The following is a 12,697-nucleotide window of genomic DNA, read 5'->3' as shown; positions in this document are numbered from 1 at the left end:
TGGATGGATAGCATTTTCACATGGTTTCCGAAACTAAAACCACAGAAGCGCCCACGCTACGTCGTGAACTGAAGGCGCGTCACCTGACGATGATTGCCATCGGAGGCTCCATCGGTACAGGTCTTTTTGTTGCATCTGGTGCAACTATTTCTGCGGCGGGTCCTGGCGGCGCGTTGTTCTCGTATATTCTGATTGGTCTGATGGTGTACTTCCTGATGACCAGTCTCGGTGAACTGGCAGCCTTCATGCCAGTTTCCGGTTCGTTCTCCACCTACGGTCAGAACTATGTAGAAGAAGGCTTCGGCTTCGCGCTGGGCTGGAACTACTGGTACAACTGGGCGGTGACAATTGCCGTTGACCTGGTAGCCGCACAGTTGGTAATGAGCTGGTGGTTCCCGGACACGCCAGGCTGGATCTGGAGTGCGCTGTTCCTCGGCGTTATCTTCCTGCTGAACTACATTTCCGTGCGCGGGTTTGGCGAAGCGGAGTACTGGTTCTCACTGATCAAAGTGACCACCGTGATTATCTTTATCGTGGTTGGCGTAATGATGATCTTCGGTATCTTCAAAGGCGCTCAGCCGGTGGGCTGGAGCAACTGGACGACCGGTGATGCGCCGTTTGCCGGTGGTTTTGCCGCTATGATTGGCGTGGCGATGATTGTCGGCTTCTCCTTCCAGGGAACTGAGCTTATTGGTATCGCGGCAGGTGAATCGGAAGATCCTGAGAAGAATATTCCACGCGCGGTGCGTCAGGTGTTCTGGCGAATCCTGCTGTTCTATGTGTTCGCGATTTTGATTATTAGCCTGATCATTCCGTACACCGATCCAAGCCTGCTGCGTAACGATGTGAAAGACATCAGCGTTAGCCCGTTCACGCTGGTATTCCAGCATGCGGGTCTGCTGTCTGCGGCGGCGGTAATGAACGCGGTTATCCTGACGGCGGTACTGTCAGCGGGTAACTCCGGGATGTATGCCTCAACGCGTATGCTTTACACCCTGGCCTGCGACGGTAAAGCGCCGCGTATCTTCGCCAAACTGTCTCGTGGTGGTGTGCCGCGTAACGCACTATATGCAACTACGGTGGTGGCGGGGCTGTGCTTCCTGACCTCAATGTTTGGCAACCAGACCGTATACCTGTGGCTGCTGAATACTTCCGGGATGACGGGCTTTATCGCCTGGTTAGGGATTGCTATCAGCCATTATCGTTTCCGTCGTGGTTATGTGCTGCAGGGGCATGATGTGCAGGATCTGCCGTATCGTTCTGGCTTCTTCCCGCTGGGGCCGATCTTTGCCTTTGTGCTGTGCCTGATCATCACTCTGGGTCAGAACTACGAAGCGTTCCTGAAGGACAGTATTGACTGGGGCGGCGTGATGGCAACCTATATCGGTATTCCACTGTTCCTGATTATCTGGTTTGGTTACAAGCTGACGAAAGGGACTCATTTCGTTCGCTACAGTGAAATGAAATTCCCTGGACGCGTGAAGAAGTAATCTTGTACCTGATGGCACCGTGCTAATCCGACCTACGTAAGATAGTGTAGGTCGGGTAAGCCCTCCATGCTGCCATCCGGCAGACAATAACCCCCCCGCCACTCACCATGTTCAGTTAACATCTCAGTTTCAGAAAGCATCAACATGTGTTGGCGGGATAATGAACATGCTCTCTCTGAGAAAGGGTTCCGTTCACCTCATGTTCATCGCTTCTCTGTACACTGAACGCCAGTGAACGTGTTAAGGGTGCTATCGCCGCACCCTTAACAATCCCGGCTCCCGGCAGGAAAATTGTTGCTGCGCAATACCCTCCGCTTATTCCTTCAGGCTACCGGGCCGGGCGCGAGGTAGCGTCCTTGCAAAGCGCGCCCTGAGCCAGCATCCATGCTGGCTCTCCCGGCCTTACGGAAACACGTCGGCAATTTTCAGCCGGACCAGCCCACACTTCACCATCTGCGTTTTTTGGTCTGAACAGCAAAACAGATTTAACTGGAAGTCAGAGCGTTGAAGCGATGACTCCGGTCCGGCTGAAAATCGATGAGTCGTTGACGGCTGACCGGGTCTGCCCGCAGGGATGCGGGCAGAGGGGATGGCCTGCAGGGACGCAGGCTCGGCCCCGACCCGACAGGCAGACGGCATAAGACGAATGAATCGCGCAGCGACGATTTTCCCGCCGGGAGCCTGGGATGCAAGGGAGGCGGCGGTGAGCCTCCCTTGCACGTTCACGGGTATCTGTGATTCAGAGAAGTGATACCGCTGAGGTGAACGGAACCCCGTAGCGGAATAAAATGTTCTCCATACATGCTTAACTAACAGGCATTAGGCATTCACCTTGCCGGGGTTTTTTTATTGCGCCAAACTTAGAAGCTGTAAGTCAGGCCAACCGTGTAACGACGGCCATCGAGAACGGTGTCGTAGGTGTCATAATCGATTTGCTTATCCAGCACGTTATACACGCCGGCGGTCATCAGCAGATCCTTGGTAGCATAGTAGCGTAAACCAACATCGACCTGCGTATACGATGGCGTACCCTGTGCCATGGAGGTACGGCTCAGGTACTCCGACGTTTTCCCGCGCAGATTCAGACGGCTCCAGAAACCGAGATCCTGCGTTGCCTGCCAGTCCAGCGTGGTGTTAAACATATGCTTCGGCATTTTGTTTAATGGCTGACCGGAGAACTGACCGCTTTTCTGCTCAGATTCCGTATAGGTGTAGTTCGCCGTCCAGTTGACGTCGGAGGTGATTTTCCAGCCGAAGGTGGATTCTACGCCGCGCATATTGGCTTTATCGACGTTCACACGATCGCTGACGAAATCATAATGGGTGCCACCAATGGTGCAGGCCGGGTCGGAACTGCTGTTACAGCGACGCACTTCGGTAATTTTGTTTTTGAAGTCGGTATTGAACAGCGTCACGCCCGCGTTGAGGTCGTTGCCGTTATCCCACAATAACCCGATCTCTTCGCTCAGGCTTTTCTCTGGCTTCAGATCCGGGTTGCCGACAATGATCCCGTTCAGACGACCGCCGCCGGTGACCTGCCCCCAACTGGCAGAAGACTGACGCAGATCCGGTGCGCGATAGCCCGCAGATACGCCACCTTTCAAGGTCCATTGATCGCTCAGATGCCAGACGCCGTAACCGCGTGGTGTCCAGTTGTCGCCGTAGTTTTCATCTTTATCCATACGCAGACCGCCGGTCAGCGCGAAGGTATCGGTAATAGCCCATTCATCTTCAGCAAACAGCGCCCAGCTCCAGCGGGTCAGTTTGTTCAGCCCATCGGCAGCTTGCAACTGATTGCCGTTATCGCGCAGTTTCTCATAACGGTACTGTCCACCCACTGTCAGGGTGTGCGCCCCGAGGAAAATCTGGTTCTGATTGTTAAAGATGGTGTTGTAGGACTTCATCTGGCGACCAGGGTTGTCGGTCTCTTCCTGCTGGATATAGCTGGTGGAGCTGAAGTCGTCGTAATAGCCGCTATGGGTGAGTGAATATGTGGTGTGCACATACTTGCTTTCGCTTTTACTGTTGGGCTTACAGCTTCCGTTGCGGCAGATTTCTTCAGCCCTGGATTTGCCCGGCGTACTGTCACGATCCTGCAGTTCACGTGCGTAATCGAAGTCGATGTCGTTTTTATCATCCGGCGTGAAGTTGAGGGTTAAACCCCCGTTACGCATACGCTGTTCATTGTAGCCATTGAGGATTTCATCTTCGGCACGATGAGAGAATAATCCGGTCACCTTCGCACCGAGTAACCCGTCAATCAGCGGCCCGGACGCATAGGCATTCGTCTGGTAAATATCACCGGAATCCCTGTCTTCCTGGAAAGTGGCATCGCCATGTAAGGAGCCGGTCCAGGCTTTGGTATTCGACACTTTTTTGGTGATGACGTTGATAACGCCCCCCATCGCATCAGAGCCGTAAAGCGATGACATTGGTCCACGGATAACTTCGATACGCTCGATGGATTCCAGCGGCGGTAACCAGCCTTGTTCAATACCTGAGTTATCGCTGTTAGGTCGTGTGCTGCGTGTGCTGATGCGTTTGCCGTTGACCAGGAACAACGTGTATTGCGAAGCCATACCGCGAATACTGATATCGCTGCTGCTGCCGCCACCGGTGACGACGACGCCAGGGACATCTTTTAGCGCATCGGTGACATCGCGATAGGCTTTGTCTTCAATTTGCTGCTTGGTAATAACAGATATCGACGCGGGGGCGTCCTGAATTTTCTGCTCGAAGCCGGTAGCGGTGACGACGACGGTGTCCTGTTCAGCGGCATGGCCGAGTGATGGGAGACTGGCGACGCATACTGCGGCAGCTACAGCCTTAACGTGAGGTATAGTCATTTGTATCATTCCATTTAAATGAATCAAACTGCGCGTCATGTGAAAGGCCATGACAATTGTATGTATTTGTCTTTTAAGGACTCTTTTCAGTAAAGAAGCGAATGGATTGTACAAAAGTATGAATTTTTGTAAACACAAATGATAATCGAAATCATTTGTGTTTGACATGATTTGAGGGGAAATTATTATTAAATCAATAAGATAAGTGAAAAAGAAAAATGGAGAAAAAGTGAAGGGATGATGGCGAAATGAAGAGGGCTTTCGCCCTCACTCAGGCGTTACTTCAGTAAATATTGCGCATGGAAGCGCAGGTGATCCTCAATAAACGACGCAATAAAGTAATAGCTGTGATCGTAACCCGGCTGGATGCGTAACGTCATCGGCCATGCGGTCTGACGTGCCGTTTCGGCCAGTACCGCGGGCTGCAACTGATCGGCAAGAAACTGATCGTTGTCCCCTTGATCGATAAGCGTCGGAATCGCATCTTCGGGCCTGCTGGCCAACATTAACGCGCAGCTATCCCATTCGGCCCACAGCGATTTATCTTCACCCAGATAAGCGCTAAAAGCCTTCTCGCCCCACGGAACGCGGCAAGGGTTAACGATGGGGGCAAAAGCGGAGATGCTGGTGTATTTCCCCGGATTTTTCAGCGCCATAATCAACGCCCCGTGACCACCCATGGAATGTCCGCTGATGGCGCAACGATCGCTGACGTTAAACTGCGATTGGATCAGTGCCGGAAGCTCATCACGCAGATAGTCATACATGCGAAAATGGCTTGCCCACGGCTGCTGGGTGGCATTGAGGTAAAACCCAGCCCCCTGACCTAAATCGTAGCCATCATCGTTGGCTACTTGATCGCCGCGTGGACTGGTATCCGGCATCACCAGCACAATACCCAGCTCAGCCGCCACACGTTGCGCACCCGCTTTGGTGGTGAAGTTTTCGTCATTGCAGGTCAGGCCCGACAACCAGTACAGCACCGGAGGCGGGGTATTCTCACGAGGCGGGGGAAGAAAGATGCTGAAAGTCATAGCGCAATTTAACGTGGCGGAGTCGTGACGCCAGCGTTGCTGCCAGCCTTCAAAACAGCGGTGCTCTTCAAGCATTTCCATGCGTGGCTCCTTGTTGTGTTGAACCTGAATATGTTTGCGAATTCATCATAATACAGATTATTCATTGCACTGTGAGTAACTTTCACTTCCGCATTGGGCAAACATACTTCATCATCTATATAACTTTACATTAACACTCAACATCGCCGGGCTGAACGCTACGTGAATTTGATACGCTGAAAGGCTGTGCCAATTTCAATAATTATCGCGGTGAATACTGGATTATGTGCGCCGCCTCACGCACAATGTTCTGGCTGTGACACAGCCTAAAAACTTTGCCCCATGCAGGGCAGAGGCGCCACACCTGCAGGAGAAAAAGAAATGTCATCACTCAGTAAAGAAGCGGCTTTGGTTCATGAAGCGCTGGTCGCGCGTGGTCTCGAAACACCACTGCGCCCGCCCGTGCAGGAGATGGATAACGAAACGCGCAAACGTCTTATCTCAGGCCATATGACCGAGATTATGCAATTGCTCAATCTCGATTTGAGCGATGACAGTTTGATGGAAACTCCGCATCGCATTGCGAAAATGTATGTCGATGAGATTTTCTCCGGTCTCGATTACGCCAACTTCCCGAAAATCACCGTCATTGAAAACAAAATGAAGGTGGACGAGATGGTTACGGTCCGCGATATCACGCTGACCAGCACCTGCGAGCATCACTTTGTCACTATCGATGGTAAAGCGACGGTGGCGTATATCCCGAAAGATTCAGTCATTGGCCTGTCGAAGATCAACCGCATTGTGCAGTTCTTTGCGCAGCGTCCGCAGGTGCAGGAACGTCTGACCCAGCAAATTCTCACCGCGCTGCAAACGCTGCTTGGGACGAATAATGTTGCGGTGTCGATTGATGCGGTGCATTACTGCGTGAAAGCGCGCGGTATTCGCGATGCGACCAGCGCGACCACCACCACTTCTCTGGGCGGATTGTTTAAGTCCAGCCAGAACACGCGTCAGGAATTCCTGCGCGCAGTACGTCATCACAACTGATTAGGGCAGGGGCCATGGAGCGTAATGTCACGCTGGATTTTATTCGTGGCGTCGCCATTCTTGGCATCCTGCTTCTCAATATTAACGCCTTTGGCCTGCCAAAGGCGGCATATCTCAATCCCGCCTGGTATGGCAATATCACCTTATCCGACGCCTGGAGCTGGGCGGTGCTTGATCTCTTCGCACAGGTCAAGTTTCTCACGCTGTTTGCATTGCTGTTTGGGGCAGGGCTGCAAATGCTGCTCCCGCGCGGCAAACGCTGGATCCAGTCGCGGCTTACGCTACTGGTGCTGTTGGGTTTTATTCACGGTTTACTCTTCTGGGACGGCGATATCCTGTTGGCTTATGGCTTAATTGGTCTGATTTGCTGGCGGTTGATTCGCGATGCCCCTTCGGTAAAAAGCCTGTTTAACACCGGCGTCCTGCTTTATCTGGTGGGTATTGGCGTACTGCTGCTGCTGGGCGTTATCTCCGGCGGGGAAACCAGTCGGGCGTGGACGCCGGATGCCTCAGCTTTGCTGTATGAAAAATACTGGAAAGTGAATGGCGGTCTGGAAGCGGTCAGCAATCGCGTGGATATGATGTCCAATAGCTTGCTGGCACTGGGCGCGCAGTACGGCTGGCAACTGGCTGGGATGATGCTGCTTGGCGCAGCATTAATGCGCAGCGGCTGGCTGAAAGGGCAGTACAGTTTGCAGCATTATCGACGTACCGGCGTACTGTTGGTCATTATTGGCATGGCGATTAACCTGCCTGCTATTATCATTCAGTGGCATTTGGAGTGGGTCTACCGCTGGTGTGCTTTCCTGTTACAAGCTCCGCGCGAGCTGGGCGCGCCGTTGCAGACTATCGGCTACGCCGCCCTGATGTTTGGCTTCTGGCCGCAGTTGAGCCGCTTAAAGTGGGTGATTGCCATCGCCTGCGTGGGACGTATGGCGTTAACTAACTATCTGTTGCAAACCTTAATTTGCACCACGCTGTTTTATCAATTCGGCTTGTTTATGAAATTCGATCGGCTGGAGCTGCTCTGTTTCGTCATTCCTGTCTGGGCCGTTAATCTTCTGTTCTCCGTCATTTGGCTGCGTTTTTACCGGCAGGGCCCGGTAGAGTGGCTGTGGCGTCAATTAACCCTGCGTGCTTCAGGGACATCATTACCACGTACATCCAGATAACGATCTGGATCACATTCATTAACAAAATGGATGTAAGCGCTTTCATTCCTGTGACATCACTCACGCAGTCCGTTTCATTGTGCTGACAAAATACCCAGCCTGGGGTGTCTGTGGCTAACCGCAATCTAAAACAGGGCAGTGAATATGGTAACCATCCGTGATGTGGCACGACAGTCTGGCGTATCTGTAGCGACCGTTTCCCGCGTACTGAACAACAGTGCGCTGGTGAGTCCCGACACGCGTGAAGCGGTGATGAAAGCAGTCACTCAGTTAGGCTATCGACCTAACGCCAATGCGCAGGCGCTGGCGACACAGGTAAGTGACACCATTGGTGTGGTGGTGATGGATGTGTCAGATGCATTTTTTGGCGCGCTGGTTAAAGCTGTCGATATGGTTGCCCAGCAGCATCAGAAATATGTCCTGATTGGCAATAGCTATCATGAGGCTGAAAAAGAACGTCATGCTATTGAGGTTTTGATTCGCCAACGCTGTAACGCTCTGATTGTTCACTCTAAAGCGCTCAGCGATCGGGAACTGGCAGAGTTTATGGATCAGATCCCTGGCATGGTGCTGATCAATCGCCTTGTTCCGGGTTACGCCCACCGTTGCGTCTGCCTGGATAATATCAGCGGCGCCAAAATGGCGACCCGCATGCTGCTGAATAATGGTCATCAACGCATTGGTTACCTGGCATCAAGCCACCGTATTGAAGATGATGCGATGCGCAAAGAAGGGTGGTTATCGGCCCTGAAAGAACAAGGAATTGATGCGGCGGAAAGCTGGATCGGTACCGGTTCGCCCGATATGCAGGGAGGAGAGTCTGCCATGGTGGAGCTGCTGGGGCGCAATTTGCAACTGACGGCGGTCTTCGCCTACAACGACAACATGGCAGCGGGCGCACTGACCGCGTTAAAAGACAACGGCATCGCCATCCCATTACATCTTTCTATCATTGGCTTTGATGATATTCCCATTGCGCGTTACACCGATCCGCAACTGACAACCGTACGCTATCCCATCGCCTCAATGGCAAAAATGGCGACGGAGCTTGCGCTGCAAGGCGCGGCGGGCACGTTAGATCCTGCGGCGTCGCATTGCTTTATGCCGACACTGGTGCGTCGTCATTCTGTGGCATTGCGGCAGAATGCGGCACCGATCACTAACTCATAAAGTCGAACTATGTAACCGCTTTCAATATGTGAGTAAATTCACAGTATATTAACAATGCGATAGCTATGATGACACTGTTTGTTGCGCTGTAACTACTATGTAACGGTGAATAATCACTTTCATCGAGGTATTGGTGCCTTAAACAAAAATTAAAGCCAGTTTTTGGAGCGTTGCCAGGCACGGAAGAATTATTTTTAAAAGTGAGCTTCGGCGTTCAGTAACACTTCAGTAACGTTCTGCCTGCCGAGCATTTATCTCAAGTACTACCCTGCATAATAAAACCGGAGATACCATGAATAAGAAGGTGTTGACCCTGTCTGCTGTAATGGCAAGCATGTTATTCGGCGCGGCTGCGCACGCTGCTGATACCCGCATTGGTGTGACGATTTATAAGTACGACGATAACTTTATGTCTGTGGTACGTAAGGCTATTGAAAAAGATGCCAAAGCGGCGCCTGACGTACAGTTGCTGATGAATGACTCGCAGAACGATCAGTCCAAACAAAACGACCAGATCGACGTATTGCTGGCAAAAGGCGTTAAAGCACTGGCGATTAACCTGGTTGACCCGGCAGCTGCAGGCACGGTAATTGAAAAAGCACGCGGTCAGAACGTCCCGATCGTGTTCTTCAACAAAGAACCTTCTCGTAAAGCGCTGGACAGCTATGACAAAGCGTATTACGTCGGTACTGACTCTAAAGAGTCTGGCATTATTCAGGGTGACTTGATTGCTAAACACTGGGCTGCTAACCCGAACTGGGATCTGAATAAAGACGGTAAAATCCAGTTTGTTCTGCTGAAAGGCGAACCGGGACACCCGGATGCTGAAGCACGTACCACTTACGTGATCAAAGAGCTGAACGACAAGGGCATTAAAACTGAGCAACTGCAGTTAGATACCGCGATGTGGGATACCGCTCAGGCGAAAGATAAGATGGATGCGTGGATGTCCGGTCCGAACGCTAACAAAATTGAAGTGGTTATCGCCAACAACGATGCGATGGCGATGGGCGCAGTTGAAGCGCTGAAAGCGCACAACAAAACCAGCGTACCGGTATTTGGCGTGGATGCGCTGCCTGAAGCGCTGGCCCTGGTGAAATCCGGCGCCATGGCCGGTACCGTGCTGAACGATGCCAACAACCAGGCGAAAGCGACCTTCGATTTGGCGAAAAACCTGGCTGATGGCAAAGGCGCAGCAGACGGCACTAACTGGAAAATTGACAACAAAATTGTTCGCGTTCCGTACGTCGGTGTCGATAAAGATAATCTGGCTGAGTTCACTAATAAATAAATCTCCGTCTATGGGCGCAATGTCATTGCGCCCTTAATAACGCGCTTTGCAAGGCCAACAAGGTATATTTATGGTCAGCACACATACTCAGTCGTCAGGCGAATACTTGTTGGAAATGACCGGCATTAACAAGTCTTTCCCCGGCGTTAAGGCTCTTGATAACGTTAATTTAAAGGTCCGCCCGCATTCAATTCACGCCTTAATGGGCGAGAACGGCGCGGGGAAATCCACATTATTGAAATGTCTTTTCGGCATCTATCAAAAAGATTCCGGTAGTATTTTATTTCAGGGTAAAGAAATCGATTTTCATTCGGCGAAAGAAGCGCTTGAAAATGGTATTTCGATGGTCCACCAGGAATTAAACCTGGTATTACAACGTTCCGTGATGGACAACATGTGGTTGGGGCGCTATCCCACCAAAGGTATGTTTGTCGATCAGGAAAAAATGTACCGTGATACCAAAGCGATATTTGATGAGCTGGATATTGATATCGATCCGCGGGCGCGCGTCGGTACATTATCCGTTTCACAAATGCAGATGATCGAAATTGCGAAAGCCTTCTCCTACGATGCCAAAATCGTCATCATGGATGAGCCGACGTCATCGTTAACCGAGAAAGAAGTTAATCATCTGTTCACCATCATTCGTAAGCTGAAAGAGCGTGGATGCGGTATTGTTTATATTTCTCACAAAATGGAAGAAATTTTCCAACTATGTGATGAAATTACCGTGCTGCGCGACGGGCAGTGGATCGCAACCCAGCCGCTGGAAGGGCTGGATATGGACAAGATCATCGCCATGATGGTTGGACGTTCGCTGAACCAACGTTTTCCTGATAAAGAAAACAAACCTGGTGAAGTGATTCTGCAAGTGCGTAACCTGACCTCGCTGCGTCAGCCGTCGATTCGTGATGTCTCGTTTGATTTGCACAAAGGGGAAATCCTCGGGATTGCCGGTCTGGTAGGCGCAAAACGCACTGATATCGTTGAAACGCTTTTTGGTATTCGTGAGAAATCATCGGGTACGATTACGTTACACGGCAAAAAAATTAATAACCACAGCGCCAATGAAGCCATCAACCATGGCTTTGCACTGGTCACGGAAGAGCGCCGCTCGACCGGTATTTATGCGTATCTGGACATTGGTTTTAACTCGTTAATCTCCAATATCCAAAACTATAAAAATAAAGTCGGTCTGCTGGATAATTCCCGCATGAAGAGCGATACCCAGTGGGTGATTGACTCTATGAGGGTGAAAACGCCGGGCCATCGTACACAAATTGGTTCACTTTCCGGGGGGAATCAGCAAAAGGTGGTTATTGGCCGCTGGCTATTAACGCAGCCAGAAATCCTGATGCTGGATGAACCTACACGTGGTATCGATGTCGGCGCAAAATTTGAAATTTATCAGTTGATAGCCGAACTCGCGAAAAAAGATAAGGGGATTATTATTATTTCCTCTGAAATGCCGGAGCTGCTGGGTATTACCGATCGTATTCTGGTGATGAGCAATGGTCTCGTTGCCGGAATTGTTGACACTAAAACGACAACGCAAAACGAAATCCTCCGTCTTGCGTCTTTGCACCTTTAAGATTAGGGGCTCCTCATGAGTGCGTTAAATAAGAAAAGTTTTCTTACTTATCTGAAAGAAGGCGGAATATACGTTGTTCTTTTGGTTTTGCTGGCAATTATTATTTTCCAGGATCCCACTTTCTTAAGTTTACTCAACCTGAGTAATATTCTGACGCAATCCTCAGTGCGTATTATTATCGCATTGGGTGTTGCCGGACTGATTGTGACGCAAGGGACAGACCTGTCGGCAGGGCGTCAGGTTGGTCTGGCGGCAGTGGTGGCGGCAACCTTATTGCAATCGATGGAGAACGCCAACAAGGTATTCCCGGAAATGGCGACGATGCCGATTATCGTGGTGGTACTGATTGTTTGCGTCATCGGCGCGATTATCGGTCTGGTGAACGGTATCATCATCGCGTATCTGAACGTGACGCCGTTTATTACCACCTTGGGTACGATGATCATCGTCTACGGGATCAACTCCCTGTACTATGATTTTGTCGGCGCATCGCCAATTTCTGGCTTTGACAGCGGATTCTCTACCTTTGCGCAGGGCTTTATCGCGCTGGGCAGCTTCCGACTCTCTTATATCACCTTCTATGCGCTGATTGCCGTGGCCTTTGTTTGGGTGCTGTGGAACAAGACCCGCTTCGGTAAAAACATTTTTGCTATCGGCGGTAACCCAGAGGCGGCGAAAGTGTCTGGCGTGAACGTCGCGCTGAACCTGCTGATTATCTATGCGTTGTCTGGTGTGTTCTATGCCTTCGGTGGTTTGCTGGAAGCAGGACGTATCGGCTCGGCGACCAACAACCTCGGTTTTATGTATGAGCTGGATGCGATTGCGGCGTGCGTGGTTGGCGGCGTCTCGTTTAGCGGTGGGGTAGGGACCGTCTTCGGCGTGGTGACCGGTGTGATTATCTTTACCGTCATCAACTACGGGCTGACTTACATCGGCGTTAACCCATACTGGCAGTACATTATTAAGGGCGGCATCATCATCTTCGCGGTGGCGCTGGACTCCCTGAAGTACGCGCGTAAGAAGTAACGATAA

General features: G+C 51.2%; 9 protein-coding genes. 7 read left to right on the top strand and 2 right to left on the bottom strand.

The annotated features are described in order from the left end of the window. Positions 1 to 20: 20 nt before the first annotated feature. Positions 21 to 1,490 carry a lysine-specific permease gene (gene lysP, locus KQJ18_RS08400; protein WP_038642000.1) on the top strand — a complete coding sequence of 490 codons (1,470 nt, stop codon included), beginning with the start codon at positions 21 to 23 and terminating at the stop codon, positions 1,488 to 1,490. 860 nt (positions 1,491 to 2,350) lie between these two features. Here the strand turns inward: lysP and KQJ18_RS08395 are convergent. Beyond that, complete coding sequence (locus KQJ18_RS08395) at positions 2,351 to 4,336, bottom strand: ligand-gated channel protein (RefSeq protein ID WP_216421816.1); 1,986 nt, start codon at positions 4,334 to 4,336, stop codon at positions 2,351 to 2,353. Positions 4,337 to 4,614: 278 nt separating this feature from the next. Beyond that, positions 4,615 to 5,451, bottom strand: a complete 837-nt coding sequence (gene fghA, locus KQJ18_RS08390; protein WP_085047873.1) for an S-formylglutathione hydrolase — start codon at positions 5,449 to 5,451, stop codon at positions 4,615 to 4,617. Between the two features lie 321 nt (positions 5,452 to 5,772). On the opposite strand from fghA, the gene folE reads away from it, so the two are divergent. The 6 genes from folE (at position 5,773) to mglC (ending at position 12,691) form a co-directional block, all read left to right on the top strand. Then, positions 5,773 to 6,441: a GTP cyclohydrolase I FolE gene (gene folE, locus KQJ18_RS08385; protein ID WP_003027410.1), complete on the top strand. Its 669-nt coding sequence runs from the start codon at positions 5,773 to 5,775 to the stop codon at positions 6,439 to 6,441. Between the two features lie 14 nt (positions 6,442 to 6,455). Continuing rightward, positions 6,456 to 7,613, top strand: a complete 1,158-nt coding sequence (gene yeiB, locus KQJ18_RS08380; RefSeq protein ID WP_137347649.1) for a DUF418 domain-containing protein YeiB — start codon at positions 6,456 to 6,458, stop codon at positions 7,611 to 7,613. A gap of 144 nt (positions 7,614 to 7,757) precedes the next feature. Beyond that, entirely contained in the window at positions 7,758 to 8,783 is a 1,026-nt protein-coding gene (gene galS, locus KQJ18_RS08375) for an HTH-type transcriptional regulator GalS (RefSeq protein WP_038641992.1), read from the top strand. Between the two features lie 292 nt (positions 8,784 to 9,075). Further along, entirely contained in the window at positions 9,076 to 10,074 is a 999-nt protein-coding gene (gene mglB, locus KQJ18_RS08370) for a galactose/glucose ABC transporter substrate-binding protein MglB (RefSeq protein WP_006683804.1), read from the top strand. Positions 10,075 to 10,144: 70 nt separating this feature from the next. Beyond that, positions 10,145 to 11,665, top strand: a complete 1,521-nt coding sequence (mglA, locus tag KQJ18_RS08365) for a galactose/methyl galactoside ABC transporter ATP-binding protein MglA (protein WP_005129207.1) — start codon at positions 10,145 to 10,147, stop codon at positions 11,663 to 11,665. A 15-nt stretch (positions 11,666 to 11,680) separates the two neighbouring features. Beyond that, the gene (mglC, locus tag KQJ18_RS08360; RefSeq protein WP_003027393.1) at positions 11,681 to 12,691 is read left to right on the top strand and encodes a galactose/methyl galactoside ABC transporter permease MglC; all 1,011 of its coding nucleotides are present in this window, start codon (positions 11,681 to 11,683) and stop codon (positions 12,689 to 12,691) included. Positions 12,692 to 12,697: the final 6 nt, after the last annotated feature.

This window comes from Citrobacter sp. S55_ASV_140, assembly GCF_018919505.1.
Classification (GTDB): Bacteria; Pseudomonadota; Gammaproteobacteria; order Enterobacterales; family Enterobacteriaceae; genus Citrobacter; species Citrobacter werkmanii.
The sequence above is the reverse complement of the archived record's forward strand: the minus strand, read 5'-3'. Positions and strand labels throughout refer to the sequence as shown.